Consider the following 25,907-nt stretch of genomic DNA (forward strand, 5'->3'; position numbering starts at 1 on the left):
CCATGGCGCACAGCACTGACAAGTTACAGACCGTACCGGACGTCCGGAACATGCTGACCCGGTTGATTTCGCTGCCCTCCATCAGCAGCGCGTCTCCGGACTGGGATCACAGCAACGAGGCGGTTGTGAGAACCCTGGCCGAGTGGCTTGAGCCCATGGGGTTCGCGGTGGAAATTCTGGACGTGCCGGGCATGCCCGGCAAATACAACCTGATTGCCACCCTGGGCACCGGCCCGGGCGGGTTGGTTTTGTCTGGCCATACCGATACCGTTCCGTTCGATGACAAGCGCTGGCAGAGTGATCCGTTCACGCTGACCGAAAAGGACAATCGCTGGTACGGCCTGGGCACCTGCGATATGAAAGGCTTTTTCCCGCTGGTCATTGAAGCGGCCAAAGCCTTTGTTGACCAGCCGCTTCAGCAACCGCTGATTATCCTGGCCACAGCGGACGAAGAAAGCTCCATGAACGGCGCCCGGGCCCTGGCCGAGGCCGGCAAACCGAAGGCCCGGTATGCGGTGATCGGCGAGCCGACCAATCTCAAGCCGGTTCGGATGCACAAGGGCATCATGATGGAGCGGCTGCGGTTTGATGGTCAATCCGGCCATTCCTCCAACCCGGACCTTGGTCGTAATGCCCTGGAGGGCATGCACGAGGCCCTGGGGGAACTGCTGAGCCTGCGCTCTGAATGGCAGGAAAAATACCGAAACCCCAACTTCAAGGTACAGGTACCGACGCTGAATCTGGGCTGCATTCACGGGGGTGACAACCCGAACCGAATCTGCGCCCAGTGCGAACTCCACTTCGATTTGCGACCGTTGCCCGGGATGAACATGGAAACCCTGCGCCAGGCGATCCTCAACCGGATGCAGCCCCTGGCCGAGCGCCGGCAGTTGAATCTGACTTTCGAGCCCTTGTTCGACGGCGTACCGCCGTTCGAAACGCCGGCCGACGCGGCCCTGGTCAAGGCCTGTGAAGCGCTGACCGGCCATACCGCCCATGCGGTTGCCTTCGCCACCGAGGCGCCCTGGTTGCAGAAGCTGGGCCTGGAAACCCTGGTGATGGGGCCTGGTTCCATCGACCAGGCCCATCAGCCGGATGAGTTTCTCGAGATGTCGCAATTACAACCAACCGTGGATATTCTGCGCGGGCTGATCAAGCAGTTTTGTCTGTGATGGAAGGGGAGAAAGGTTTGAAATCGAACGAATGGCTGCACGGATTCCGCCACTCATCTCCGTACATCAATGCTCATCGCGGCCGAACCGTTGTGCTGACCATGCCTGGCGATGCCATCGAGCACCGGAACTTCATCAATATCATCCACGATATTGCCTTGCTCAGCAGTCTGGGTGTGCGCCTGGTGGTGGCCTTTGGTGGTCGCCCGCAGATTCAGTCCCGGCTGGACGACGCCGGCCTGGAGTCCGCCTTTGCCCGTGGCTTGCGCATCACCCCGGATAACCACCTGCCCCTGGTTATGGAGGCTATTGGCGGATTGCGGGCCTACCTGGAGAGCCAGTTATCCATGGGCCTGGTTAACTCGCCCATGCACAATGCCAGAATCCGGGTCACCAGTGGAAACTATGTCACCGCCAAGCCCGTGGGCGTGCTGGATGGCGTGGATTTCGGCTACACCGGGAAAGTGCGCCGGGTGGATACCCGTGGCATCGAACAGCTGCTGGAACAAGGCCACATCGTTCTGTTGCCGCCGATGGGGTACTCACCCACCGGTGATGCTTTCAATCTGTCTTACGAGGATGTTGGCAGCCAGGTGGCGGCTGCCTTGCAGGCAGAAAAACTGATCGTGTTCATTGATGACGAAGGCCTGCTTGAGGAAGACGGCTCACTGATTCGGGAGCTGTCGGCCCGCCAGGCGTCGGAACGCCTCAATACCAATGTGGTGACCGGCCATGACGCGGCACTGCTCAAAGCAGCCTGTGATGCCTGTGTGAAAGGCGTGCGCCGGGCCCACATCATCAGCTACGTTGAGGATGGCGCGTTGCTGGAGGAACTGTTCACCCGGGACGGTTCCGGAACCCTGGTCAGCGGGGATAACTACGAGCAGATCCGCCAGGCCAGGGTGGAAGACATCGGGGGTATTCTAGAGTTGATCCAGCCCCTTGAAGAGCAGGGCATCCTGGTGCGCCGCTCCCGGGAAATGCTGGAAACCGAAGTGGACCGCTTCGTCGTGGCCGAGCGGGATGGCACCATCGTTGGCTGTGCTGCCCTGTATCACTACCCGGATGAAGGCACCGGTGAACTGTCCTGTTTTGCGGTCGACCCGTCGTACCGGCGTGCCGGGCGTGGTGACGACATTCTGGCGATGATTGAAAAGCTGGCGAAGGCCCAGGGTATCCGCAAACTGTTCGTGCTGACCACCCAGACCGAACACTGGTTTCGGGAGCGGGGCTTTCTGCCCACGGCGGTGCAGGATTTGCCCGGGCCAAAGCTGGCCTCCTACAACACCCAACGCAACTCAAAGGTGTTCTACAAACCGTTGTGACAGGGCACTGAGCTGTTGTTCCCGCGCCTCCGGCGTGGCCCTGGACAAGGTCTTGACCGAGTCATAGAAGCGCCCGAAGTCGTAGTGGTGATCCCGCAACAATTGCCGGAATGCCGGCACATGCTGGTTGTATTGCTGGAACAGAGCCAGGTTGGCGTTGTTCAGGCGCACCGGTGGTGTGCCAAAAGGGCCAGGCTCCGGGTAGTCTTCGGATAGCCTGGCGTAGGCAAGGGCCAGTTCCTCCAACAGGGTTGCCTTGCGGCCCCTTAGCACGTCAGCGGCCAGTACCTGTTGTTGCTGATAAAGCTGTCGGAGCTGTGCGCTGGTTCCGTTGACCAGGTCCAGGGTCCGGTTACGGTGCTCCAGTCGCTGCAGGGCGCGGTCAAAACCGGCTTCGGACGCCTGCTGTTCCAGCCAGATTCTCAGGCCTTCCAGTTCAACGGCGGTGGCAAAGCTTTCGTTGAACGCGGTGTCTTCCTTGATATACACCACCTGATGGGCCAGTTCGTGGAACATCAGTGCCACCATGCGGTCATCTGGCAGGCTGGTAAAACCGGTGTGCAGAGGGTCATTGAACCAGCCCAGGGTAGAGTAGGCAGTGACGGCGCCGATGAAGGTGTCGTAATCCTGTGCGTTGAACCGGGCCTGCTCCTTGCGCGCCCGCTCCAGATTGAAGTAGCCTCGGTAGGCTTGGCAGCCCACCACGGGATAACACCACTGGTGAGGGTCCAGCGAGAATTCGGGTACAGCAACCAGGTTGACCACAACCCAGGGCTGGTCCAGTTCAACGTATTTGGTAAAGGCCTTGCCGACGGGTAGCTGAAGTACGTCATTTGCGAAGGTGCGTGCGGACTGTGCAACGGACAGTTTTCGTTTCAGTTCAGGGTCAGTTTGTGGGTCGCGGGCAACGGATTCCACGGGTTGTCCCCGTAGCATCAGTGAAAGATGGCCGCCCACTGCCTGGCCATAGTAGCCAATGGTCGAACACCCCTGGAGCCCCGTTAACAGTAGCAAAAGAAGATAGATCTGACTAAGCTGTCTCATGTATCCGTACGTTGTGATTGATGGTCTTTCCGGCTCCGCCCTGGTGCTCGTCGTGACAGGCTCGCTGGCTGTTTTCCGGGGCTGGCTATACTCTTTTTATCATAACAGCAGATCACAGCCACTAACTCAGGGATGTTCGCCAGGGCAACGGTCATTGGCGACCAGGCCGGCTTATCAATTGGTCAGGTAGTTCATGGATCCGAGAGAACGTCGTAGCAGTACCCGACAGCCCATTAAACTCGCGGCACAGATCGACGCAGGTGGCGGTAATACCTGGCCCTGCCAGATTGCTGATTTTTGCGCCGAAGGCCTGTTCATACGTTATTCCGGTGAAACCTCCCGAAAACTGGACCGGGTGTTCGATCAAAACCAGCCGTCCGAGCTGGTGGTTCGTTTTCGCGGTGCGGATGGTCAGCGTCGTTACGAACTGCACGTCAGTCCCGTTCGGCGTATCGACGGCGCCATGGGGGTAAACTTCACCCGCTCCAATCCCGACGCCCTGAATGCCATGCTGCAGCTTTGCGGCAGCAGTGGTGATCAGGCCAGGTCGTCGTTGCGGGCGCCGAGTGAGCGTGTGCAGTTTGTTCTCCATCAGTCCGCAAAAACGGTAACCAGTTTCATTGAGCCGCTGATGGATGCCTGTTTCGTGCAGATGGCAGAGGCGCTCCGCAAGGCTGCCCAGAAGGCACCCAGCGACCAGTTGGCCAACGAGTATATGGACGCCTCAGGGCAGCTCCAGGCACGCCAGAGGATTCTTTGGCACCATATGGCGAGGTTCCTGGAATCTCCTCTGAAGCCAGCCCAGAAGGGGGTGCCGGGGGCTGAGTTGTCTGTGGTCGACAAGAACGAGTTCGAAGACTGGCTGACCATCCGGGTAATGGTCACCCGGGCCGATACCCAGTACCGGGGCGACCTGCTTCAGCTCAAGCTGCGACTGGACAAGCTCGGTATCGCCAATCGCACCGGCCACCACAACCCGCTTGGGCCAGCGCTGGTCTGTGAGGCCTTCCATCATGCCCTGTTACAGCTCAAGGCAACCAGGGAGGTGGAGAAAGTCTGCCTGAAGACCTTTGAGCAAACCGTGCTTAAACAACTGGCGCCGCTGTACCGGGAGCTGAACAACATTCTTATTCGCCATGGTGTGCTGCCAGACCTGGACCTGTCCAAATACCTCAGTGAGCAGGCACCGCCAAAGAACGAGCCCACGCCCGCTCCGACAGTCACCAGGCCAGAAGAGACCCCAGCCGAGAGCCCGGCCCAGCCCGCCGAGGAATCCCGCGCCACGCCCGCAAGCCGAGCCCTCAAAAGCCGGTTATCCGGTGAATTCCGCGGCTACGCCCAGGCCGCCCAGACGGCGTTTTCCACCGTTCGTAATCTGCTCACAACCCTGCAGGCAAGCCGGGTTTCCCGAGGGGAAAGTCCCCGGGAGGACTTTGCCCCCAATGCGCGCCCACTGTCGACCGGTGAACTGCACCGGGAATTGCAGGAGTTGCAGGTACGCGCGGCGGGCCCGGAAGAATCCGCCGCCCCCCTGAAAGAGCGGGTGGTCGAGAAGATCAAGGAAATCGGCGAAGCCCGGCTGGATGACGAGCAGCAGCAAACCCTGGATGTCGTTGATCGCTTTTTCAAAAGTGTCGTGGAAAGCCCCAAACTCAGTGACTATGTGCAGGCCCGGATGCGTCAGCTGGAAGTGCCGGTGCTCAAGGTGGTGATGCGGGATCCGGCGTTTTTTGAGGATCAGGACAGCCCTGTCCGCGGCGTGATGAACCGTTTGGCCCAGCTGGGGGTCAAGGGTGGCCGCCTGAACCCGGTGGTCCAGCGACGGGTCGACGAGCTGGTTCAGCGCATTGCCACGGATTTCGAGCAGGACACCGGCGTGTTTGAACAGACAGTGACCGAGCTGGACACCCTGATTGACCGGCAGAATCTGGTCTACCGCCGGAACGTCGAGCGTGTAACGGCAGCGGCCGAGGGTGCCCAGAAGGTGTCTGAGTCCAAGGCGGCGGTGAGCGCCGCGATTGATCAGCGCATTGCCGGTCGCAAGGTTCCCCGGGCGCTGGTCAGTTTGCTGGAAGGCGGCTGGCGGGACCTGTTGTCACTGACCTGGATTCGTCAGGGGCCAGACAGTCAGCTCTGGCAGGACTACCTGGCGGTGATTGATTCGCTGCTGGCCTTTGCCGATGATCCGGAGAGCAGTATCAACCTGCCGGAGCTTCTGCGGCTGATCCAGGACGGCCTGGCGTCGATATCCAGCAATCACATGCCGTCTTCCCAGATTCGCGATGAATTGAAGCACTTCCTGGTTCGCCGGCCCGACAAGACGCCGGAAATGGTCGAGATGCCGCCGGTAAAACCGGCCGAAAAGGACCAGAAAACCCTGAGTGAACGGGAACAGCGCAGCCTGCAGCGCTGGATCAACCGGTCACAGCAGTTGCGTACCGGAGACTGGCTGCGAGACCAGACCCGGCCCGATGAGCCCCAGTATATCCGGCTGGTTTGGGTTGCCCGGGGCTTTAGCCGCTTTGTTTTCGTCAATCACCAGGGTATGCGGGTGGTGGAGCTGGAGCTGGAAGCTCTGGCCCGACAGATGCGCAAGGGCATCATTGTGCCGGATAACCAGTACGACCGGCCGCTGGTGGACGAAAGTATCGATCGCATGGTCCGTAACGTCTACGACCAGCTGTCCTGGGCGTCTACCCACGACGAGCTGACGCGTTTGCTCAACCGCCGGGAGTTCGAGCGGATGCTGGAACAGCAACTGGCACGCCGGGAAGACAGTCGTACCCTGTTGCACCTGGACCTGCGTGGCTTCCGGTTGCTTAATGATACCGCCGGTTATCAGGCTGGCGATGAAGCCCTGAAACAGGTTGCGGAGCTGGTGTGCCGGCACGTGGGTGACGGCATGCCGGTGGCGCGCCTGGCCGGCAATGAGTTTGCCATGCTGGTTGCGGAAGAACAGGGCCAGGATGTGGCCGCGGCCCTGATCGAGGCCATTGAGGCGGCAGAGTTTTCCTTTGACGGCCGCCCGTGCACGTTGTCGGCCAACGTTGGCCTGGTGGCCGAGTTGCCGGCTCTGGTGAGCGCCGAACGCTGGCTGAGAAGTTCCGAACAGGCGTTAGCTCAGGCCCGGAAAATGGGGCCGGGCAAAGTGGCCGAATACACCCTGGATGCCGACGACCAGGCCCGCCAGGAGCAGATCGCTGCGCGCGTCGCCAGCCTGTCGGATCCCGATGAGGAACGCATGCTGCTACGGTGCCAGAAAATCATACCGCTGCATGCCGACGCCCGGATGACGGCCCAGTATGAGATTCTGATCAGCATGTACGATGACAGCGGTGCCCTGATAACCGGCCAGGACTTTGTGCGTATGGCCGAACGCTATGATCGCATGCAGGCGGTTGACCGCTGGGTGGTCGGCCATATGCTGGACTGGCTGAGGGATCAGGCCCCGGACCCGCGCCATGTGGGTGGTGTCTGTATTAACCTGTCCGGTTATTCGCTGAATGACCAGAGCCTGCTGGAATTCATCTACGAGAAGCTCAGCGAAAAAGACGCTCCCATTGAACGGCTCTGGTTCGAGCTGACCGAGGCATCCGCGATCCACGATGTGCAGGCGGTGGCCGATTTCATCATGGAGATGAAAGAACTGGGCTGCCGGTTCTGCCTGGGTAATTTCGGCAGTGGCCCCAGTTCGTTCCAGTTTATGCGTTCGCTGCCGGTGGATCTGATCAAGATTGACAGTGCCTTCACCACCCAGCTGGTGTCGAGCGAGACTGACCAGGCAATGGTGAGATCCATGGTGGACATGGCGCACTACATGAACCGGGAAGTTATTGCCTCCCAGGTTGAATCCCGAGAGGTTCTGGATATGCTCAGGCAGCTGGGTGTTGATTACGCTCAGGGTTTTGTTGTCGAAAAACCACGCCTGCTCACCAGCCTGAGCTGATCCGGGAAGAGTGCTGTCATGTCCAAACGCCACCCTATTATTGCGGTGACCGGCTCCTCCGGGGCCGGCACGACCACCACCAGCCAGATATTCCGACGGCTGTTCGCCAGTGAAGAGTTGAACGCCGCCATGGTGGGTGGTGACAGTTTTCACCGGTACACTCGAGAGCAGATGGCCCGGCTGGCGGCCAAGGGGCAGTTTGGCGAGCGTAACCATTTTGCATTGGCGGCCAATCACATCGACCGCCTGGAAGCCTTGTTCTACGACTACAGCCATACCGGTAATGGTCGCTATCGCCAGTATGTGCACGATGAAGATCGCCAGTTGGTGGCGGCCGGTCACAAGCCGGGGACCTTCACTGGCTGGGGGCCGCTACCGGCCGATACAGACTTGCTGTTCTACGAGGGGCTGCATGGGGGAGTGATCAGCGAGAGCTACAACATTGCCCAGTACGTTGACCTGCTGATCGGCGTGGTGCCGATTGTCAATCTGGAATGGATCCAGAAAATTCACCGGGATACCAACCAGCGGGGGTACAGCCAGGAGGCGGTGGTGCAGACCATCATTAACCGCATGGAAGACTACGTGCACGATATCGTGCCCCAGTTTTCCCATACCCACATCAACTTCCAGCGCATACCGCTGGTGGATACCTCCAACCCCTTCATCGCCCGGGATGTGCCCAGTGAAGATGAAAGCATGGTGGTAATACACTTCCGCGACTCCAATGGGGTGGACTTCTCCTGGCTGTTACAGGCCATTCCCCAGAGCACGCTGTCCCGCCACGACACGCTGGTGATTCCGGGGCCAAAGATGGCGTTGGCCATGGAGCTGATTATCCGCCCCATGATTCAACGCCTGATGGCGGGCCGAACCTTCGCCTGACACTCAGGCGGCGGTTAACCGTCCGGTCTGGTAATCCCTCAGAGCCTGCTCGATTTCCTCCCGGGTATTCATGACGAACGGCCCGTACTGAACAACCGGCTCACCGATCGGGCGGCCTGCAATCAACAGCAGCCGGGCACCGGTTGGACCGCCTGCCAGCAGGATTTCATCGCCGTCATCCAGCAGGTTGGCAGCCGACAGCCGAAGTTCGGTTTGCGATTCGCCGGTGACCAGGCTCGCATCGCCCTCGTAGAGATACAGCAGGGCATTCAGGGCTTGTGCCACCGGCAGCGAAAGCTGGGCATGGGGATCAAGGTGAATGTCGGCGTATAGTGGTTCGGTACTGCCGCCGGTCACGGCGCCGGATACCTGCACGCCGCTCACACTCACCTCTCCGGCGATCAGCTTTACGGAGGCCCCGGGTTGGTTGAACACCGGGATGTCTTCCGGCTGAATATCCCGGTAACCTGCCGGCTTCATTTTCTCGGCTGCTGGCAGGTTCAGCCACAGCTGGAAACCGCGCATGACACCGGATTCCTGTTGCGGCATTTCAGAATGCACGATGCCCCGTCCGGCGGTCATCCACTGCACGCCGCCATTACGAAGATTGCCACGATTGCCCAGGTGGTCTTCGTGCAACATGTGCCCTTCGATCATGTAGGTGACGGTCTCGAAACCCCGGTGCGGGTGCGCCGGAAAGCCGGCAATATAGTCCTGGGGCTGATCGGAGCCAAATTCGTCCAGCATCAGGAACGGGTCCATGCGAACGGCCTGGCTCTGACCCAGTGAGCGCTTGATTTTTACGCCGGCGCCATCGGAGGTGCCAAGGGCGGGGATGATCTGTTTCAGGGAGCGAAGCGTCATGTCGTTCTCCTCTCGTTGACGATGATTCTATTAAACCGGGGAGAGACGAAGGATGAAAACGCAGAATTCTGGCGGGACAGATCAAAAAAACTGAAGAAGAGTGGCGGTGGCCAGAGGCCACCGCCGGCTCGGGTTTATTCCACGTTCCGGGAATAGAAGATTTCCAGCATCTCGCGACGCAGGCGGTCTTCAATGGACTGGGCTTCGGCCGGGTCCAGCTCGTCAGCGTTCACACCGAAGACATAGTTATCCAGGTTGAACTCTTTCAGCATCATCTTGGTGTGGAACAGGTTTTCCTGGTACACATTCACATCGATCATCTGATAGGCGTTCTGGGTGTCCTCGGTCAGGTAGTTCTGGATCGAGTTGATGTCGTGGTCGATGTAGTGCTTGGTGCCGTCCACGTCACGGGTGAAGCCGCGCACCCGGTAGTCCACGGTGACCACATCGGAGTCAAAGCTGTGGATCAGGTAGTTCAGCACTTTCAGCGGTGAAATCAGGCCACAGGTGGATACGTCGATATCGGCGCGGAAGGTGCTGACGCCATCGTGGGGATGGCTTTCCGGATAGGTGTGAACGGTCACATGGCTCTTGTCCAGGTGCGCCACGATGGTGTCCGGCAGGGGGCCCGGAGATTCTTCGTTGTTGGCTTCGCTGTCGGTGAGTTCATGCTCGGCAATCAGCATAGTCACAGAGGCGCCGTGGGGCTCGTAGTCCTGGCGGGCAATATTGAGGATGTTGGCACCGATGATTTTGACCACGTCAGACAGGATCTGGGTCAGCCGCTCGGCGTTGTACATCTCGTCGATGTAGTCAATGTAGGCTTCACGCTGTTCTTCGGTCTGCGCGTAACAGATGTCGTAGATGTTGAAGCTCAGGGATTTGGTCAGGTTGTTGAAACCGTGCAGCTGGAGTTTGGTTTCCATAATAATTGCTCACCTTTTGCGCAGACCTGCGGAGAAAGTTGCGTATTATGCATACCGTGTGTGTCAATGAATAGTATCTACAATGACATTTTTGGTTACCGTGGCCCCAATGGCGGTATGGCGTCCGCTGGCTACGGAAATCGCTTACTCTGCGGCGCGGATTTCGTGGCTGTGGGTGATTTCTACGCCGGCTTTTCCGAGCATGATGGACGCCGAGCAGTATTTTTCAGCAGACAGACTCACCGCTCGCTCCACCTGTTTCTCTTTGAGGTTGTGGCCGGTGACCACGAAATGCAGGTGGATCCTGGTAAACACTGCGGGTACGGCATCGGCCCGCTCTGCTTCAAGTTCGGTGTGGCAGGCGGTGACGTCCTGACGACTCTTTTTCAGGATGCTCATCACGTCAAAAGCCGAGCAACCGCCCACCCCCATCAACAGCATTTCCATGGGGCGTGGCCCGAGGTTTTCGCCGCCATGATCGGGCGGACCGTCCATCTGCACGCTGTGGCCGCTGCCACTGATAGCCCTGAAGCTGGCGTTGCCGGTCCAGTCGACGGTTGCTTTCATCGGGTTCTCCCATGGGTGGTGGTTCATGGCCGGATGTGATCAAGGTTGCTCCGGAGCCTGACGGAGGATGCTAGCACAGTCTGTTAGTGGCGACAGCTATCGCTTGCGACCAAAGAGGCATTGATCCCAGATACATCTTGTATCCGCTTTCGAGTTGCCGAAAGATGACCTTCTTGTTATAAGTTGCGCTGCAAACAATAAAAACCGTGAAACCCGCAAGGAAATGCGGGGCAGAAAAACATCAGGAATCGCCAGACTCTGAGGAGGCATGTCCCGCACTATGGCTACCATCGTCAAGCCGGTTGAGCAGAAAACCAAACACCTGGATTATTTCCTGTCCCAATGCCACCGTCGGCGTTACCCCGCCAAAAGCACCATTATTTATGCCGGTGACAAAAGCGACTCCCTGTTTTATATCGTCAAAGGTTCCGTCACCGTCATTATTGAGGATGATGATGGCCGCGAGATGATTATGGCCTACCTGAACGCCGGAGACTTTTTCGGCGAAATGGGCCTGTTTGATAACATGGATTCCCGCAGCGCCTGGGTCAAGGCCAAGACTGAGTGTGAAGTGGCGGAGATCAGTTACACCAAATTCCGTGAGATCGCCCAGCAGGACCCGAGGGTGCTCTATTTCATCGGCGAGCAGATGGCCTCCCGGCTGCGCCAGACCACCCGCAAGGTCGGTGACCTGGCGTTTCTGGACGTGACTGGCCGGGTGGCGCGCACCCTGCTGGATCTGTGCAAGGAGCCGGACGCCATGACGCATCCCGACGGTATGCAGATCAAGATCACCCGCCAGGAGATCGGCCGCATTGTTGGCTGTTCCCGGGAAATGGTGGGTCGCGTTCTGAAAACGCTGGAAGACCAGGGCCTGGTTCGGGTGAAGGGCAAAACCATGGTGGTGTACGGCACCCGCTGAACGATTCTCGCCAGGCAAGTGCCTCAAAGGCCGCTGAAATTCAGCGGCCTTTTGCGTTGTGGTGGTCGCCTATTTCAGTGATGGGCTTCGACAAACTCCCGCACAGACCGTGACACGGCCGCTGGTTCGGTGATGGGTGCCCAGTGCGTGGTATCCAGTTCCTGCAGGGTCAGCTTGCCGGTCCAGCGCGCCAGGTTCTCGGTGAGTTGGCGGCCCACATAGGCATCCCGGGTGGGGATGATCACCTGTACCGGGCAACCGGCCAGCCGTGGTTCCGGCCTCAGCAGTTTGCGGATAAAGTTGGCCCGATAGAGTTTTACCCCATAACACCCGTCGGCTTTCTGGTATTCGCTGAACTGGGCATCGGCAATCTGTTCGTGTTTGCGAAGATACCCCGGCCACAAGCGGTCAAGGCCGGCCCTCCATAGTGTTTCTGGCAGCACCGGCAACTGGAACATGAGCACGTACCAGGAGCTTGCCAACTGCTTCAGCACCTTGGTGGTGCCCCCGGAACGCGGTGCCATGATCTGGTCCCGCAGCCAGTAGCCCACGTGATCCAGGCAAGGGCCAGAGATGGCGGTGTAGGATCGTATGCGCCCCTCCAGGGCTCCTGTGGTGACTGTTTCCCAGCTCTGGATGGAACCCCAGTCGTGGGCGACCAGGTGGAAGCTGCGGTCTGGTATCACCGCGTTGACCACGGCCTTGAGGTCTTGAGTCAGCCACTTCATATGATAGGCGCTGGTTCTGCTGGGTTTGTCAGAGCGGCCGGCACCCCGAACGTCATAGCGCACGACCAGATAATCCTTTTTCAGTTGTTCGGTGACCTTGTCCCAGACACGGTGATTGTCAGGATAGCCGTGTACCAGCACCAGAGGAGTGGCTTTCGGATTGCCTTCGACTCTGGCGTAAAGGAGCAGGTCACCACTGGTCACCCAATGTTCTTGTTCAATGCTCACGCTGATCATTACCTTCTGGTGGCGTTGGAGTGTGATCAGGTTAGCGGTATCCGCGGATTGGCTCAGCGGCCAATCAGGCCAGAAACCATGCCGATGATGTCAGCCCGCCAGAGCCTCGTCGCCCGTCAGGTTCCGCTCGCGGCCCGGTAAGCATTGCAACAGATGCTGCCAGACCGCTTCCGCATTGGTTTCGTTCAGCATTTCATGACGCCCGCCCTCGAACAGCCGGAGGGTGACTTGTTCCACACCGGCTTCCCGGATGGTCTGAAAATGGCGGCGTATGCCTTTGCCCATTTCGCCCACCGGGTCATCGGTGCCGGCGAACAGGTGAACGGGCAGGTCGGGGCGCCACTGGGCAGGGTTGATCGACAGCATACCGCGGATGAAGTCCTGCCAGAGCCCGGTGGTGCATTCGAATCCACAGCAGGGGTCGGCCAGGTACAGGTCCACCTGGTTCGGATCTCGACTGAGCCAGTCACAGCTGGTGCGGGTAGGCTCGAACTGCCGGTTGAACTTCCCGAAGGTCATCCGGGCAATGGTCTTGCTGGCGTGCCGTTGCCCCCGCAACGCTCGTATCAGGCTGACCAGTATCAGCGAAAGCCGCAGTTCGGGGGTGTGGATGCGATTGGTGGCGCTGAGGATCAACGTATCCAGGTTCTGCCCGTATTGCTGGGCATAGCTTTGTGCGATGAACGAGCCCATGCTGTGCCCCAGCAGGGCGACAGGAGCGGCCGGCATCCGTTCTCTGGCGTGGTCAACCACCAGGTTCAGGTCGCCCACCACTTTCTGCCAGCCGTCGGTGTCTGCGTAGTGACCGGGGTGCTCGCTGCCGGGGCCATGCCCACGATGGTGATAGCTGATGACCGCCACTCCCTGGCCAGCCAGCCACGAGGCCAGCGCAGCATAGCGGTCGCCGTGTTCGGCCATGCCATGGCTGATGATCAGGCAGCAGTCTGGTGACGGCCCTGGTTCAAACAGGGTGGCGTTGATCTGATGATTGTCAGGGCTTGTCAGTTGCAGGGTCTGTTTGCGCATGGTCCTGGCCGGGTTCCTTTGCGGCCGGGCGTTGCCACTCCGGCGGTTTCCATAGGTGTCTGAGTCTGGACAATAATCCGCCTGGCTGCTGCATGTCGCGGAACAGGTCCACGTATTCGTGGGTCCACAGCACAATCAGGTTATTTGAAGCCACAGGGCGGGTGATGCCGTACTCGGGCGGGTCTTTGGCGTCTTCGTCCACGAAGGTGCCGAACAGGCGATCCCAGAGAATCAGGGTGCCGCCATAATTACGATCGATGTAGCCGGGGTTGCGACCGTGATGCACCCGGTGATGACTTGGCGTGTTAAACACCGTTTCGGCCCAGCCGGGCAGTCGCCCCACCAGGGTGGTGTGGATAAAAAACTGGTAGACCAGTGAAAACGCATAGGCCACGCCAATCCATACCGGGTTGAAACCGATCAGGGCCAGAGGCAGATAGAACACCCACATGCCGTTGAAAATATTGGTGGCGTTCTGGCGCATCGCGGTGGAGAAGTTCATCCGCTCTGATGAGTGGTGCACCACGTGGGCGGCCCAGAACCAGCGCATCCGGTGACTGGCCCGGTGCATCCAGTAAAAACAGAAGTCGACACCCAGAAAGGTCAGGAAAGCAGTGAACCAGTTAAGCTCCAGATCAAACAGGCGGAAGTGATAACACAGTGCATAAACCGGGAACGCGATAATGCCGGCGAACAGCAACTCCGTGGTCTGGTAACCGGCGCCCAGGGCGAAATTCCGGACCGCCTCGCGGGTATCCATCAGTGCGGGGTCATGGCGGATTTTCAGGTATTCCCACAGGGTAACGCCGACGAAAATGGGTGTGGCCACCACAAAAATAAGCTGGCGCTCATCCAGTGCCAGCCAGGGAGCTACGGTTTGCCAGAGTGCCAGCAGGCCGCTGTTCTCCAGCACCGCCTGCATCATGTCTATCAACGCCATCAAGGAACCCGGTATTGTTTTTGTTCAGGGTTTATCTTGGCACAGTCACCGCCAAACGCACTGTCCTATTGCGCCAGTGAAAGTGGCGGTTTCCGACAAATGACCGACCTCAGCGATGTTTCTGGTACAGGGCTTCAATCGGCTCGAGTTTGGGGCGCCACTCGTCCAGCCAGCTCTTTACCGGTTTGGGAATACGGGCCGGTTTTGGCCAGGGCACCGGATACTGAGGCGGTTGGAACAGCGGCGCCAGCAGAGCTGCGGCGGCCAGATCTGCCCGGCTGAACTGGTCGCCCACCAGGTAGGGCCGCTGGCGGTAGAGGTCGGTCAGTTCGGTGACCAGCTGTTCCAGGGTTTGTTGCGCCGCGTCCGCGGTTTTCTGATTGATCTTCATCCACTTACGCATGATCTCATCCACCCGGCTGAAGGCCAGGCTAAGCAGAATCCGGTTATAGAACGGGGTGCCGGCAGCCAGCAGGGGAACCACTACTTTGGGCCGTTGCAGAAAGTAGTGATAGACCCAGGTGCGGATGGCAGGCCCGGCCTTTTCATCCAGTTTTTTCTCCCATTCGAGGGCCTGTTCCCGAAGTACAGGGTCTTCCGGTGTCAGGGCGTTGTCGGGAAACATCTGGTCCAGGTAATCCACAATCTGCGCGGAGCCCTGAATGATCTGGCCATCATGGTCCAGCACCGGTACCGAAGAGTCCGCCCTGGTCATTTGCGTGATGGTTCGCGCGTGTTGGCCGGGCAGCAGATTGATCGCCTTGTAGTTGACACCTTTGTAGTCCAGTGCCCAGCGGGCTTTCTCCGAATAGTGGGAAATACAGAACTGATAAAGCTTGACGGTCATGGGTGTGCTCCCGATGTTTTGATGACGCAAGATTAACGCTTATGTCAGGGATTTCCCAATAGGCGAGGCGTAGACTGTGAGGGTTGTTCCATAAATTTCAGGGGGTTATATGAGTCTTGCAAAGAATATCCTCGCTATGTTGTTGGTCACCGGGTCGCTATGGGGATGTTCCCTGTCTCAGGAGCGGGCGACGGGAAAAACCATGAGCCTGGCAGGGAGTCAGTGGCAGGTTCAGGAGATCGACGGCGACCCGGTGTCCCAGGACGGCGAGGTCACTATTGCTTTTTCTGAGGAAGGACGGGTTTCCGGGACTTCCTCATGCAACCGCTATCAGGGTGGCTGGTATGCCAGTGGTAACCAACTCGAACTCTCCCGCATGGCGGCAACCCGTATGGCGTGTCCTGCGCCCCTGATGCAACAGGAGAGCCGGTTTCTGAAACTGTTGGGGGATGTCCGGCGCTATCAGTTCGAGGCCGATGGCCGGTTAGTTCTTGAGACCGTCGATGGCGCCAGGATTACAGCGGTACGGCGAGCCAGCAAGCAGGAGTAATCCGCTGCGCTGGCTGTCTGAGACACGTCGAAGTTGCCTTCCCGGACACCAGGTTCCCGGGTCCACAACGATGGTTAAACGGGCCGGGAATCTCTACACTAACGATCTGTAGTGTGGAACAACAGAGGATGTGTTCATGTTTTTGCGACGAGTTTTGCCGTTGTCCGTCGTGGGGCTGGCGGGCCTGAATCTGGCAGCCTGTGCCTCTCACCCCCAGACCGAGGGTTTGTCCGATTTTGGCCAGTATCGCTGTGGCCAATTGGATGTCCGGATCACCAGCTCCGAGGGCAGCGATCTGGTGGGGCTGGAGTACCTGAATAAACGGGTGCTCCTGAAGCCGGCGGTTGCTGCCTCTGGTGCGTTCTACAAGGCGCCGGGAGACCCGGATACCAGTTTCTGGGGTAAGGGTGAGCGGGGCACGCTGACATTGCGTGGGCAGGTTTACCCTGAGTGCCTGGAGCCAGGGGCAATCGAAAGCCCGTTTCGTGCGATCGGTACCGAACCCTTCTGGTCGGTGCAGATTGAGCAGAACCAGATGACTCTGAGCCGTCCTTACGATCAGCAGTCCACCGAACAGATCGTGCTGAATGAAACTCTGGCCAACCGGCACGGGCGAACCTACGAGGCAAGGTTCGACGGTCAGGCACTGGAATTCCGTATCGCCCACCAGCTGTGCGAGGACGATATGGCCGGGGCCCAGTATCCGGCGCAGGTTCGGTTGACCCTGAACGGTGACACCTTCATGGGCTGCGGTGGTGACCGGGAACGTTTGTTCCGCGGTGCGGAATGGGTTGTCGAGGATCTTGCCGGCAGTGGTATCATCGACCGGTCACGGATCACGATCGAGTTTCTTGACGAGGGGCGGGTTGCGGGCCGGGCCTCCTGTAACCGCTATTCCGGCGGTTTCCGGCTGACCGGAGAAGGTCTGAGCTTCACGCCGCCGGCCACCACGCTGATGGCCTGCGCGCCGGCGTTGATGAATCAGGAACAGCGGTTTCTTGACCTGATGTCAGACGTGGTCGATGGCCGAATTGGCCGCCATGGCGAGCTGCTGTTGCGGACGGCGTCCGGTGACACGATTACCGCCTATAAGTCCGGCTCAGAGAGCCTGTAAGCCGACAGGATGGCGGCCAGCCTGCCATTGGCCGCCAGCCTGGCGAGGCCGCTGTCCAGCAGGTTCGCCAGTTCGGTGGCGTCAGGGTTTTCCGGTGGGAAGGCGATAAACAGCGGTGCCTCATGGGCCAACCCAGCACTTCTGGGGGCAGCAAAGGAGGTGTTTTGAGCCAGAAACCAGGACATCACGGCGCTGTCTTCAACAAACACGTCGGTGCGTTCGCGTTCCAGAAGCTGGAGGGCGCGGGCCAGCGGTGCCGGACCAGACAGAATCCAGATCCGCTCGGGATCATCCGTGTTTTCGCTGATATAGCGATCAAGTTCCGGAGAGTAGGAGTATCCGTTAATCACCAGTAAGGTCTTGCCCCTCAGGGAGTCAATACCGTTGAACACCCATTGGCTTTGCGGGTGCGTATACAGGGTGATACGGGCCTCGCCAAGCCCGGTTTCCGGGAAGATGAAATCCGGTGCGTCGCCCTTCAGGGCGCCAACCACTCCATCAATCAGTTGCTCCCGCGCCAATTGCAGCGAGCGCGCCCAGCCATAATTCTGGTAATCAAATTCGTAGCCTGCCTCTGAGAAGATTTCCCTGGCGATATCCACCATATAGCCCTGCTGAAGCGCTCCTGCCAGGCAGTTGTGGGGGCACCATGGGTCAGCTGCGAGTATCACTCTCCGAATAGCTGTGTTGGTGGTTACTTCCGATTCTGGCGGCGCACTGGACAGTTCGGGCTGGCTTGGCGTCTCAGTTGCGGGCAAATCTGGTGGGGGCTGGTCGGAACAGGCCGACAGAAGAAACAGCGCACAGAGCAGCAGGGTTCTGAACATGGAAGGTATAACCGCCATCAGTATGGGGGCAGATACTGCAATCATATCGCTTCCTGAATAGTTTGTATTGCATATTTTTGGCTGTGACGCTGTCAACCTATTGCAGCATTCCGGCGATAAACTCCGGGATTCAGCGACCAGAGATTGCACTATGACCGAACTACGGGCACTGACTCCCCACAGCGTCATTCCGGCTGAGCAGACCAGCCGGAATCGCCAGCAAAAACGACTGCTCAGAACCTTTCTGCCGGAGCTGGTGCAACTGGAGCGGCAGTTGGCGGAAGCGCCGGATTTCGTCAGCACACAGGTGGCTGGTCGAGTAGCGGTTGGTCCCATGGGGTTGCCAATTTATCGGGTGGACCTTGGCACGCCCGCGACTGATGTGCCGGTGGTGCTGATTGTGGGGGGGGTGCATGGGCTGGAGCGTATTGGCAGCCAGGTGGTGATGGCCTGGCTGGATTCCCTGTTGGCCCGCCTGGGTTGGGACCAGCATCTCAACGCTCTGCTTGAGAAAGTCCACATTACCCTGTTACCGATCGTGAATCCCGGTGGTATGTATCTGAACCAGCGCAGCAATCCCAGTGGGGTGGATCTGATGCGCAATGCCCCCATTAACGCCCAGGACGGCAGCACCTTTTTACTGGGCGGGCAACAATGGTCGCCCCGGTTACCCTGGTATCGGGGCCGCCCAGAACAGGGTATGGAGGCGGAGAACCGGGCACTTGAAGCAGTGATTCAGGACCTGTTACCCAATCGTCCTTTCAGTCTGGCATTGGATTGTCACTCCGGGTTTGGCTGGCAGGACCAGATCTGGTTTCCCTATGCCTATCGCCGACGCCCGATGCGACGTATTGATTCGGTCATGGCACTCAAGCTGATATGGGAGCAGGCCTATCCCAATCACAATTACCGGTTTGAACCCCAGTCCGCCCACTACCTGACCCATGGTGACCTGTGGGATTACTTCTACAAACAGGTGAACCGGGAAAACAGCGGGGTGTTTCTGCCCCTGACCCTGGAAATGGGCTCCTGGCGCTGGATACGCAAACGCCCGAGGCAACTGTTCCGGCTGGATGGTTTTTTCAACCCGCTGGTACCGCACCGGCATCAGCGCGTACTGCGCAGCCATCTGACCTGGATGGATTTCCTGATCAGTGCGGCGGCCAGCCACCGGAGCTGGTTGCCTACCGGTGAACAGCAGTCCATGCTGAGGGAGGCGGCCATCATGCACTGGTACAGGGATACTCGATGATATGCACTGGATATTGCTCAGGGGCTTAACGCGAGAACACGGGCACTGGGGGGCTTTTGCCGAGCAATTGCGGGCAGCCATGCCTGATGACCGGGTGCACCTGGTCGACCTGCCAGGCACCGGTGTTCACTATCGGGATGAAAGCCCTGGAACCATTGCAGGCATTCGGCAGAGGGTACTGGAGCAGGTTGGCCACATTCCGCGCCCGTTTTCTATCGTGGCCTTGTCCATGGGCGGAATGGTGGCGCTGGACTGGGCGCAACACGCTGAGTGCGGTGAACTGCAGCATCTGGTTCTGATCAACTCCAGTTCAGGCTTCAGCCCGCCCTGGCGCCGGATGCGGCCAGGTACCTGGCCAAGAGTGCTTCGGTTGCTGGCCCGGCGCGAGCTGTTTCACCGGGAGCGGGATATCCTGAAGCTGACCTCCAACCGCGAGGTGCCATTGGCTCTTTGCAAATCCTGGTACAGCATTCAGCGACAGCGCCCGGTGTCATTCCGCAATGCGGTCCGGCAGTTGATGGCCGCCGCTCGTTACAAACCTGACGCCAAGGCGCCTATGGCGGATGCCTTGCTGTTGGCCAGCAAAGGCGACCGGATTGTGCACTGGCAGTGCAGTGCCGAGCTGGAACGGCGCTGGTGCTGGACCCTGAAGCTGCACCCGGACGCCGGCCACGACCTGCCGCTGGACGAGCCAGCCTGGGTTATCCGGCAGATTCGGGATTGGCTGCCGGGGTAATGGCAGTTGCTTGACGCAACCGTTTTTTCCGTTCACTCTCAAGGCCTTGATGCCAGATCAACGGAGCAAATAACAATATGAAAATCTTTGAGACCAAGTCTGCCCCCAACCCTCGTCGCGTACGCATATTCATGGCGGAGAAGGGCCTTCTGGATAAGGCTGAATTTGTGCAGGTGGATATCGAAAAGGGCGAGAACCTGACACCGGAATACGTGGCCCGCAATCCGATGAAGAAAGTGCCGGTCATGGAACTGGACGATGGCACCTGCATCGCGGAAACCATGGCTATCTGCCGCTACTTTGAAGAAGCCTACCCGGATACGCCGAAACTGCTGGGGGAAACCCCGGTCGAAAAAGCGCTGGTGGAGCAATGGCTGCGTTGGCTGGAATTCTATTTCTTCATGCCCACCGGTATGTGTTTCCAGCACACCACCGGATACTTCAAGGACCGGATGAACCCGATCAAGGAATGGGGCGAGGAATGCGGGAAGGGTGTGGAGAAGTTCATGCACTTCCTGGACAAGCATCTGGATGGCAAAGAGTACATCTGTTGTGACCGCTTCACCGCTGCCGACATCAATGCCTTCACCACCATCGCCTTTGCCCGGGTGGTGAATATCCGAATCAAACCGGAACAGGCCAACCTGCAGGCCTGGTATGACCGGGTTAAGGCCCGGCCTTCGGCGCAGGCCTGACCAACATTAAAGGTAGCCATGAGTCAGAAACTGGATTGCACCCTGAGTACCATTGACCAAGCCAACCTGGCCGATCCGAATCGGGAGTTGGTCGAGGGCGAGACGCTGCCCAGGGAATATGCCTACAGCCTGCATATGACCCGCTGGCTGTTCGCGCTGGAACCGGCGCCTTCCGAGCGTATGCAGATTGCCTGTCGGGCCCAGCATATAGAACGCTGGACCATGCCCCGTAGCGATTACGGGGAGGGCCGGCAAAATTACTACCAGTGGCGCCAGGCCTGTGGCCGGATGCATGGCCGGCGGGCGGCGGAGATTATGGCCCAGTGTGGTTACCCCCAGGATGAATGCGATCGGGTGGAGCTGATTCTGACTAAGCGCAAGCTGCGGGAGGATGAAGACACCCAGTTGCTGGAAGACGTGGCGTGCATGGTGTTTCTGGAGCGCTATTTTGCACAGTTCTTCGAGGAAAAGCCGGACTACGACAAAGAGAAGTGGCTGCGCATCGCGCGCCGCACCTGGGGCAAGATGACGCCACGTGGCCACGAGGCGGCTCTGAAGCTGGCCGGCAATCTGCCAGACCACCTTCAGTCATTGATGCAGGAGGCCCTGGCCGAATGACGCCAGCTGCCGGTGCGGGTCAGAACCTGACCGGCTGGCTGGTTTCCATCTGTTCACCCTTCTGATCCTGCCAGACCAGTTTCAGCTCGCCTTCTTCTTCCGGTGTCAGCTGGAACTGCAGGTAGGGGTTGGCGGAGGTGCCCGTGAAAAAGCGGGCGGTCAATACCGGCGCATCGTTCAGGGTAACCGTCAGCGATTCAACCAGCTGTTGTTCAATGTCGTCATCCGCCTGTCCATCTGGCCGCAGTCCGGTTTCCATCGGGTGATTGATCAGCGAGCGCACGGTAACCGGTTGGCCCTGGCGCGCACTGCCAGCCAGGGCCAGGCGCGGATTGGCCATGGCCATGGTGGACGCATCACCGCCCCCCACCAGGCAGCCGCTGACCGTCACTCTTACATCCCGGGTTGTCAGAAAGGCGCGATCCTGGTTGGTGACGGCCAGCGCCACCACCTGCTGGGTTTCGCTCAGTCGAATCCGGGTGGCGATGCTGGCGGGTGAAGCCAGCGCGCTCAGGGTAATATCGGCTACCTCAGGGCGGGGATTGCCGGGGGCAAACAGGCGGATCTTTTCAATGTGTTCGCCATTTTCGAGGCTGCCGGTAAACGACACGGATAACGCAACGCTGCTGCCGTCTTCCGCCACCAGGGGAAGCTCAAGGCTCAGGCCTTCCAGTTCAGGTACCCGATCGTCGAGTGCCTGGGTCACGGCTTCTACCCTTTGCCAACGCTGATCGGCGTTGGCGGTACCCATCACGAACATCAGGGCAAGAGCAGCGAGCAGGAAACGGGATATCATGACTACCTCGAATTGATCAGAACCATTGGCCGTGCGCTTAGCGGCTGGTAGCACTGCCGCCACTGAAACGAAGCGCCAGGCGTGAGCCTGCTACTATACCGGCAAGGGCCAGAAAACTGGAAATTGCCAGAGTAGAAAAACCACTGAGCCCCTGGCCCAGTGTGCAGCCTATCGACATGATGCCGCCCACGCCCATCAGGAAACCGCCAACGATGGCACGGCCATTGTGGCCCGGGCTGGTGAAGCTTTGCCAGGCAAACTCCCGGGTGAGCAGCGACGCCAGAAGACTGCCCATCACGATGCCTGCTACCACGGTAACCCCGAAGCGCAGTGAGGTGCCGGTGGAGAGCATCAGGTACTGAAGGCTATCGCCCACCGGTGCGACAAAGGTGAGAGACGCCAGCCGAACCGGGTCAAAGTCGTCGGCACCCAGCACCCCGGTGATCCACCAGCCGGCGGCAACCAGCAGCCCGATCAGCAGCCCGCCAAGCCAGTCCCGGGGCGAGGTCCGGAATGCTTGGGAAGACAGTGCCCAGGCAATCAATGCCAGAGACAGAACTCCGGACAGAACCAGGCGACCGGTAGTGGTGTCGAGCCCCATGGGCGTCGTAATCAGGGTCAGATCGGTGGCAGGGAGGGTAGGGCGGTAAAGATCTTCCATCCATAACCTGAATTCAGCCAGCACGCCGGACATGGTCATATAGGCAGTTATGCCAAGAACCAGCAGCACCAGTAACGAGCGCAGATTGCCAGTGCCCAGCAACACCAGCGAGCGGGCACCGCAGGCGTTGGCCAGGGCCATGCCGTAACCAAACAGCAAGCCGCCGGCAATCAGGGCGACCACCGGCAAACTGGTGGGATGGTAAGGTGTGCGGGTGAGGTTGATGCCAGCCTGCCAGGCCAGCCACTGGCTTCCGATCAGTGCCACCGCCATGGCCAGGGCAAAGGCCCTGAGCCGGCGGCTGTCGTTTTGTTGCCAACGATTAAGCAGGCCCCGCAACAGGCAGAAACGGCTCCACTGGGCGATCATGCCGTACACCACACCGAGTAGAGCGCCGGCCCAAAGCACGTCGCTCAGATGGTCTGCAAACGGGTTGCCCATAAATCCGGCCTAGCGGCGGGTGCCCCAGGTGTCCTGAGTAATGGCGCTGTACCAGCCCGACGCGTAATCCGCTTCCAGTTTGCGGAAGGTAGCATTAGCATCGCTGGGGCTGACACCGCCGGACGACTCGTGAATCAGGCCTTCCTGAATCCGGTACACCGCCGCGACGGAAATGCCGTATTCCGGGTTGATCAGGCTATAGCAGGTGTTGGCCCAGGACGGCTCCAGCGGCCGCTGACCTTCCAGGGCGGCAATAATGGCCGCGGCGGCCACCTTGCCCTGGGCGTTGGCGGCAAAGCCGGATTTTGGCATCGGGGCGGCAATGGTCGCATCACCCACAACGTAGATGTCTTTTACCTGAGTGGATTCGAAGGTAACCGGGTCCACCGGCACCCAGCCGGACTCATTGGTTACGCCCGCCCGGTCAGCAATAAAGCCGGCCTTCTGGGGCGGCACCACGTTCAGTACCGAGGCCTTGTGTATGGTGCCGAATTCCGTTTCCACTTCCCGCTTGCCGGCATCAACACGAGTCACCTTGCCGTCGCCAGACAATCCAACCCACTCAATACGGTCGCCGTGTACGTCTTTCCAGCCCTGCATGAACAGGCCCTGCTTGGAGAAGTTGTCCTTGGCATCCAGGATCAGCACTTTCGAGCGCGGCTTTTGCTGGCTCAGGTAGTGTGCCACCAGACTGGCCCGTTCATAGGGCCCGGGCGGGCACCGGAACGGGTTGGCTGGCGCCGTCAGTACGAACACTCCGCCATCATCCATGGCTTCGATCTGGCGGCGCAGCAGCCGGGTCTGGTCGCCTGCCTTCCAGGCATGGGGGGCCTGCTCTGCGGCGGCCTGGTCATAGCCTTCGATGGCGTTCCAGCGGATATCAATGCCCGGGGACAACAGCAGTTTCTCGTAGCGGATGCTGCTGCCATCGCCGAGGCTGACCGTGCGGGAAACCGGGTCAACGTCCTGGGCGGTGGTATGAACGACCCGGACACCCAGCTCACGAAGCTCGTTATAGTTGTGGCCAATGCTGTCCATGGTGCGCATGCCCGCCAGTACCAGATTCGAGAACGGGCAGGTGTAGAACACCTTGTTGGGTTCAATCAGGGTGACGTCCAGATCCGGTGCGTTTCGCTTCAGGTACTTGGCGGCGGTGGCGCCGCCAAAGCCGCCGCCGACCACCACAACCCGTGCCGACAGGTCCTTACTGCGTGGCCCGCCCAGGCTGCTACAGGCCCCCAGCAAAGGTAAGGCAGAGGCAGCACCCATCAGCTTGAGCAGATCACGACGGGACGAGCTCAGGCCCTGATTCTTGATGTTTGATTTGGTCATGGTCTCGATTCTTCTGTCGTGGTGGTTATCAGCGCTGCTGGGCGGAGCCGATGCGCGAGAAATACTGGGCGAGGGCTTTCAGCTCGTCATCGGAATAGCCCTTGGCAATGCGAGGCATGACGGTGGCCCGAGTGGAGTCGCTATGCTTGAACTCCATCAACTGATTTTCAAGCGCAGTGGCTGGCCGGTTCGCAATCGCCGGGATAACGCCGGCCTGTTTGCCATCGGTGCCATGGCAATTGGCGCAGGATGCGGCGAGAAGCGCAGTTTGCGCTGTATTGGCTTGGTCGTCAGCCAGTGCCGGCAAGGCCGGCAGCAGCAAGGCAAAGGTCAGAGCGAAACTTGTTTTCATGGAGTGGCCTGCCCGGATTAACTGGATGATAGAACAGCTAATTTACTGGGCCAGGCCGTGGATAGGCCAATAATATGGGGGAATATGATATTCTATTTTGTTATTAAAAGCGCAAGCTGTCCCTGGTCAGAGCGAATAAAGAGCCGTGCACGATGCTGGTTAGCCAAACAGCTCCTGTAGTTTCTCGCCCGGCTCGGGCGCGCGCATGAACGACTCGCCCACCAGGAACCCGTAGATGCCCCGGCTGGTCATGGCTTCCACGTCTGAACGGGTCATGATGCCGCTCTCGGTAATGGTCAGCCGGTCGGCACTGATACGCTGGTGCAGATTGAAGGTGGTGTCCAGCGACACCTCGAAGTTGTGCAGGTTACGGTTATTGATGCCTACCAGTGGGGTACTCAGAGTCAGAGCGTCATCCAGCTCCTCGCCGTCATGCACTTCCACCAGCACATCCAGCCCGATCTCATGGGCAATACCTTCGAGCTCCTGCATCTGGTCTTTGGTCAGGCAGGCGGCAATCAGCAGAATGCAGTCGGCGCCTATGGCCCGGCTTTCGTAAACCTGGTAGGGCGCCACCATGAAGTCCTTGCGGATCACCGGCAGGCTGCAGGCCGCGCGAGCGGCTTTCAGGTAGTCCTCATGGCCCTGGAAGAAGTCTTTGTCGGTGAGCACTGACAAGCAGGCAGCGCCGCCTTGTTCATAGCTCTCGGCAATGCGTTCCGGTTCGAACGGATCGCGCAGGATGCCCTTGCTGGGGGAGGCCTTTTTGATTTCGGCGATGACCGCCGGACGCTGCGCGTCGATGCGGGTGCGCAGGGCGTTGGCAAACCCGCGTACTGGAGCTTGGTCGCCCGCCATGGCTTTCAGGTCCGCAATCGAAACCTTGGGCTTACGCTCATCAATTTCTTCCCATTTCCGGTCAACGATTTTCCGCAGGATGGTAGGAGTCTTATCCAAATGTCTGTCAGTCATAGCAGGCCTGTCTAAAGTATGCGAGACCGGCTGCGGGAAGGCTTTCCAAAACTCGCTGTAGCCAGGGATGGCTACAGCGAAGCCCTACAGGGATGTACTTGTGGGCGTGTTTTGGAAAGCCTTCCCGCAGCC

25 protein-coding genes are annotated in these 25,907 nt (G+C 59.3%); 11 read left to right on the forward strand and 14 right to left on the reverse strand.

Annotation, left to right across the window (positions count from 1 at the left end; translation table 11 throughout):
• The first annotated feature begins 2 nt into the window (after window positions 1-2).
• Both argE and argA read left to right on the forward strand, forming a co-directional pair.
• Window positions 3-1,172 (forward strand): acetylornithine deacetylase, encoded by a 1,170-nt coding sequence (argE, locus tag ABIE59_RS04840; RefSeq protein ID WP_354444763.1) that lies wholly within the window; start codon window positions 3-5, stop codon window positions 1,170-1,172.
• Window positions 1,173-1,189: 17 nt separating this feature from the next.
• Window positions 1,190-2,497, forward strand: a complete 1,308-nt coding sequence (argA, locus tag ABIE59_RS04845) for an amino-acid N-acetyltransferase (protein ID WP_354444765.1) — start codon at window positions 1,190-1,192, stop codon at window positions 2,495-2,497.
• Here the strand turns inward: argA and ABIE59_RS04850 are convergent.
• A complete protein-coding gene (locus tag ABIE59_RS04850; protein WP_354444767.1) occupies window positions 2,471-3,541 on the reverse strand; it encodes an aminopeptidase in 1,071 nt (356 codons plus the stop codon). The two genes, argA and ABIE59_RS04850, sit on opposite strands and share 27 nt — an antisense overlap.
• A gap of 193 nt (window positions 3,542-3,734) precedes the next feature.
• Between ABIE59_RS04850 and ABIE59_RS04855 the strand changes: the two genes are divergently transcribed.
• Together ABIE59_RS04855 and ABIE59_RS04860 are read left to right on the forward strand one after the other, a co-directional pair.
• Entirely contained in the window at window positions 3,735-7,487 is a 3,753-nt protein-coding gene (locus tag ABIE59_RS04855; protein WP_354444769.1) for a DUF1631 family protein, read from the forward strand.
• A gap of 18 nt (window positions 7,488-7,505) precedes the next feature.
• A complete protein-coding gene (locus ABIE59_RS04860; protein ID WP_354444771.1) occupies window positions 7,506-8,372 on the forward strand; it encodes a phosphoribulokinase in 867 nt (288 codons plus the stop codon).
• A 3-nt stretch (window positions 8,373-8,375) separates the two neighbouring features.
• On the opposite strand, the gene ABIE59_RS04865 is transcribed toward ABIE59_RS04860, so the two are convergent.
• From ABIE59_RS04865 to ABIE59_RS04875, 3 genes are all read right to left on the reverse strand, one after another.
• Complete coding sequence (locus ABIE59_RS04865) at window positions 8,376-9,236, reverse strand: pirin family protein (RefSeq protein WP_354444773.1); 861 nt, start codon at window positions 9,234-9,236, stop codon at window positions 8,376-8,378.
• A gap of 134 nt (window positions 9,237-9,370) precedes the next feature.
• The gene (gene speD / locus ABIE59_RS04870) at window positions 9,371-10,162 is read right to left on the reverse strand and encodes an adenosylmethionine decarboxylase (protein ID WP_058091492.1); all 792 of its coding nucleotides are present in this window, start codon (window positions 10,160-10,162) and stop codon (window positions 9,371-9,373) included.
• A gap of 144 nt (window positions 10,163-10,306) precedes the next feature.
• Window positions 10,307-10,729: an OsmC family protein gene (locus ABIE59_RS04875; RefSeq protein WP_354444775.1), complete on the reverse strand. Its 423-nt coding sequence runs from the start codon at window positions 10,727-10,729 to the stop codon at window positions 10,307-10,309.
• Window positions 10,730-11,009: 280 nt separating this feature from the next.
• Between ABIE59_RS04875 and crp the strand changes: the two genes are divergently transcribed.
• Complete coding sequence (crp, locus tag ABIE59_RS04880) at window positions 11,010-11,651, forward strand: cAMP-activated global transcriptional regulator CRP (protein ID WP_007153756.1); 642 nt, start codon at window positions 11,010-11,012, stop codon at window positions 11,649-11,651.
• A 74-nt stretch (window positions 11,652-11,725) separates the two neighbouring features.
• Here crp and ABIE59_RS04885 read toward each other — a convergent pair whose 3' ends face one another.
• From ABIE59_RS04885 to ABIE59_RS04900, 4 genes are all read right to left on the reverse strand, one after another.
• The gene (locus tag ABIE59_RS04885) at window positions 11,726-12,607 is read right to left on the reverse strand and encodes an alpha/beta fold hydrolase (RefSeq protein ID WP_354444777.1); all 882 of its coding nucleotides are present in this window, start codon (window positions 12,605-12,607) and stop codon (window positions 11,726-11,728) included.
• Window positions 12,608-12,706: 99 nt separating this feature from the next.
• The gene (locus tag ABIE59_RS04890; RefSeq protein WP_354444779.1) at window positions 12,707-13,642 is read right to left on the reverse strand and encodes an alpha/beta hydrolase; all 936 of its coding nucleotides are present in this window, start codon (window positions 13,640-13,642) and stop codon (window positions 12,707-12,709) included.
• On the reverse strand, window positions 13,608-14,582 hold the full coding sequence (locus ABIE59_RS04895) for a sterol desaturase family protein (RefSeq protein WP_354444781.1): 975 nt from the start codon (window positions 14,580-14,582) through the stop codon (window positions 13,608-13,610). The genes ABIE59_RS04890 and ABIE59_RS04895 overlap by 35 nt, the downstream gene beginning before the upstream one ends.
• 109 nt (window positions 14,583-14,691) lie before the next feature.
• Window positions 14,692-15,429, reverse strand: a complete 738-nt coding sequence (locus tag ABIE59_RS04900) for a glutathione S-transferase family protein (RefSeq protein ID WP_354444783.1) — start codon at window positions 15,427-15,429, stop codon at window positions 14,692-14,694.
• A gap of 109 nt (window positions 15,430-15,538) precedes the next feature.
• Here ABIE59_RS04900 and ABIE59_RS04905 point away from each other — a divergent pair, with 109 nt between their 5' ends.
• Together ABIE59_RS04905 and ABIE59_RS04910 are read left to right on the forward strand one after the other, a co-directional pair.
• The gene (locus tag ABIE59_RS04905; protein WP_354444785.1) at window positions 15,539-15,979 is read left to right on the forward strand and encodes an META domain-containing protein; all 441 of its coding nucleotides are present in this window, start codon (window positions 15,539-15,541) and stop codon (window positions 15,977-15,979) included.
• Window positions 15,980-16,115: 136 nt separating this feature from the next.
• Window positions 16,116-17,093, forward strand: a complete 978-nt coding sequence (locus ABIE59_RS04910) for an META domain-containing protein (protein WP_354444787.1) — start codon at window positions 16,116-16,118, stop codon at window positions 17,091-17,093.
• Here the strand turns inward: ABIE59_RS04910 and ABIE59_RS04915 are convergent.
• Window positions 17,066-17,965 carry a substrate-binding periplasmic protein gene (locus tag ABIE59_RS04915; RefSeq protein WP_354444789.1) on the reverse strand — a complete coding sequence of 300 codons (900 nt, stop codon included), beginning with the start codon at window positions 17,963-17,965 and terminating at the stop codon, window positions 17,066-17,068. The genes ABIE59_RS04910 and ABIE59_RS04915 overlap by 28 nt on opposite strands.
• Before the next feature lie 106 nt (window positions 17,966-18,071).
• Here ABIE59_RS04915 and ABIE59_RS04920 point away from each other — a divergent pair, with 106 nt between their 5' ends.
• The 4 genes from ABIE59_RS04920 (at window position 18,072) to ABIE59_RS04935 (ending at window position 21,221) form a co-directional block, all read left to right on the forward strand.
• A complete protein-coding gene (locus ABIE59_RS04920; protein WP_354444791.1) occupies window positions 18,072-19,172 on the forward strand; it encodes a M14 family zinc carboxypeptidase in 1,101 nt (366 codons plus the stop codon).
• 1 nt (window position 19,173) lies between these two features.
• Entirely contained in the window at window positions 19,174-19,908 is a 735-nt protein-coding gene (locus ABIE59_RS04925; RefSeq protein ID WP_354444793.1) for an alpha/beta fold hydrolase, read from the forward strand.
• 77 nt (window positions 19,909-19,985) lie between these two features.
• Window positions 19,986-20,603: a glutathione S-transferase family protein gene (locus ABIE59_RS04930; RefSeq protein WP_354444795.1), complete on the forward strand. Its 618-nt coding sequence runs from the start codon at window positions 19,986-19,988 to the stop codon at window positions 20,601-20,603.
• Window positions 20,604-20,621: 18 nt separating this feature from the next.
• Window positions 20,622-21,221: a DUF4202 domain-containing protein gene (locus ABIE59_RS04935; protein ID WP_354444797.1), complete on the forward strand. Its 600-nt coding sequence runs from the start codon at window positions 20,622-20,624 to the stop codon at window positions 21,219-21,221.
• A gap of 19 nt (window positions 21,222-21,240) precedes the next feature.
• Here the strand turns inward: ABIE59_RS04935 and soxZ are convergent, their stop codons facing one another.
• From soxZ to trpC, 5 genes are all read right to left on the reverse strand, one after another.
• Complete coding sequence (gene soxZ / locus ABIE59_RS04940) at window positions 21,241-22,017, reverse strand: thiosulfate oxidation carrier complex protein SoxZ (protein WP_354444799.1); 777 nt, start codon at window positions 22,015-22,017, stop codon at window positions 21,241-21,243.
• 37 nt (window positions 22,018-22,054) lie between these two features.
• Window positions 22,055-23,119 carry a YeeE/YedE family protein gene (locus tag ABIE59_RS04945; protein ID WP_354444801.1) on the reverse strand — a complete coding sequence of 355 codons (1,065 nt, stop codon included), beginning with the start codon at window positions 23,117-23,119 and terminating at the stop codon, window positions 22,055-22,057.
• Between the two features lie 9 nt (window positions 23,120-23,128).
• Window positions 23,129-24,451, reverse strand: a complete 1,323-nt coding sequence (locus tag ABIE59_RS04950) for an FCSD flavin-binding domain-containing protein (protein ID WP_354444803.1) — start codon at window positions 24,449-24,451, stop codon at window positions 23,129-23,131.
• 28 nt (window positions 24,452-24,479) lie between these two features.
• Window positions 24,480-24,803 carry a c-type cytochrome gene (locus ABIE59_RS04955; RefSeq protein ID WP_354444805.1) on the reverse strand — a complete coding sequence of 108 codons (324 nt, stop codon included), beginning with the start codon at window positions 24,801-24,803 and terminating at the stop codon, window positions 24,480-24,482.
• Window positions 24,804-24,962: 159 nt separating this feature from the next.
• The gene (gene trpC, locus ABIE59_RS04960; RefSeq protein ID WP_354444807.1) at window positions 24,963-25,775 is read right to left on the reverse strand and encodes an indole-3-glycerol phosphate synthase TrpC; all 813 of its coding nucleotides are present in this window, start codon (window positions 25,773-25,775) and stop codon (window positions 24,963-24,965) included.
• Window positions 25,776-25,907: the final 132 nt, after the last annotated feature.

Source organism: Marinobacter sp. MBR-99, assembly GCF_040547575.1.
Classification (GTDB): Bacteria; Pseudomonadota; Gammaproteobacteria; order Pseudomonadales; family Oleiphilaceae; genus Marinobacter.

What these genes read in the sequence shown, in the direction of transcription:
- ABIE59_RS04865 (WP_354444773.1), bottom strand. Translation starts at nt 9,236, where the DNA reads ATGACGCTTCGCTCCCTGAAACAGATCATCCCCGCCCTTGGCACCTCC.
- crp (WP_007153756.1), top strand. Translation starts at nt 11,010, where the DNA reads ATGGCTACCATCGTCAAGCCGGTTGAGCAGAAAACCAAACACCTGGAT.
- ABIE59_RS04935 (WP_354444797.1), top strand. Translation starts at nt 20,622, where the DNA reads ATGAGTCAGAAACTGGATTGCACCCTGAGTACCATTGACCAAGCCAAC.
- ABIE59_RS04945 (WP_354444801.1), bottom strand. Translation starts at nt 23,119, where the DNA reads ATGGGCAACCCGTTTGCAGACCATCTGAGCGACGTGCTTTGGGCCGGC.
- ABIE59_RS04930 (WP_354444795.1), top strand. Translation starts at nt 19,986, where the DNA reads ATGAAAATCTTTGAGACCAAGTCTGCCCCCAACCCTCGTCGCGTACGC.
- ABIE59_RS04925 (WP_354444793.1), top strand. Translation starts at nt 19,174, where the DNA reads ATGCACTGGATATTGCTCAGGGGCTTAACGCGAGAACACGGGCACTGG.
- ABIE59_RS04875 (WP_354444775.1), bottom strand. Translation starts at nt 10,729, where the DNA reads ATGAAAGCAACCGTCGACTGGACCGGCAACGCCAGCTTCAGGGCTATC.
- ABIE59_RS04950 (WP_354444803.1), bottom strand. Translation starts at nt 24,451, where the DNA reads ATGACCAAATCAAACATCAAGAATCAGGGCCTGAGCTCGTCCCGTCGT.
- argE (WP_354444763.1), top strand. Translation starts at nt 3, where the DNA reads ATGGCGCACAGCACTGACAAGTTACAGACCGTACCGGACGTCCGGAAC.
- trpC (WP_354444807.1), bottom strand. Translation starts at nt 25,775, where the DNA reads ATGACTGACAGACATTTGGATAAGACTCCTACCATCCTGCGGAAAATC.
- soxZ (WP_354444799.1), bottom strand. Translation starts at nt 22,017, where the DNA reads ATGATATCCCGTTTCCTGCTCGCTGCTCTTGCCCTGATGTTCGTGATG.
- ABIE59_RS04955 (WP_354444805.1), bottom strand. Translation starts at nt 24,803, where the DNA reads ATGAAAACAAGTTTCGCTCTGACCTTTGCCTTGCTGCTGCCGGCCTTG.
- ABIE59_RS04850 (WP_354444767.1), bottom strand. Translation starts at nt 3,541, where the DNA reads ATGAGACAGCTTAGTCAGATCTATCTTCTTTTGCTACTGTTAACGGGG.
- ABIE59_RS04900 (WP_354444783.1), bottom strand. Translation starts at nt 15,429, where the DNA reads ATGACCGTCAAGCTTTATCAGTTCTGTATTTCCCACTATTCGGAGAAA.
- ABIE59_RS04905 (WP_354444785.1), top strand. Translation starts at nt 15,539, where the DNA reads ATGAGTCTTGCAAAGAATATCCTCGCTATGTTGTTGGTCACCGGGTCG.
- ABIE59_RS04910 (WP_354444787.1), top strand. Translation starts at nt 16,116, where the DNA reads ATGTTTTTGCGACGAGTTTTGCCGTTGTCCGTCGTGGGGCTGGCGGGC.
- ABIE59_RS04860 (WP_354444771.1), top strand. Translation starts at nt 7,506, where the DNA reads ATGTCCAAACGCCACCCTATTATTGCGGTGACCGGCTCCTCCGGGGCC.
- ABIE59_RS04915 (WP_354444789.1), bottom strand. Translation starts at nt 17,965, where the DNA reads ATGATTGCAGTATCTGCCCCCATACTGATGGCGGTTATACCTTCCATG.
- ABIE59_RS04895 (WP_354444781.1), bottom strand. Translation starts at nt 14,582, where the DNA reads ATGGCGTTGATAGACATGATGCAGGCGGTGCTGGAGAACAGCGGCCTG.
- ABIE59_RS04890 (WP_354444779.1), bottom strand. Translation starts at nt 13,642, where the DNA reads ATGCGCAAACAGACCCTGCAACTGACAAGCCCTGACAATCATCAGATC.
- ABIE59_RS04920 (WP_354444791.1), top strand. Translation starts at nt 18,072, where the DNA reads ATGACCGAACTACGGGCACTGACTCCCCACAGCGTCATTCCGGCTGAG.
- ABIE59_RS04855 (WP_354444769.1), top strand. Translation starts at nt 3,735, where the DNA reads ATGGATCCGAGAGAACGTCGTAGCAGTACCCGACAGCCCATTAAACTC.
- speD (WP_058091492.1), bottom strand. Translation starts at nt 10,162, where the DNA reads ATGGAAACCAAACTCCAGCTGCACGGTTTCAACAACCTGACCAAATCC.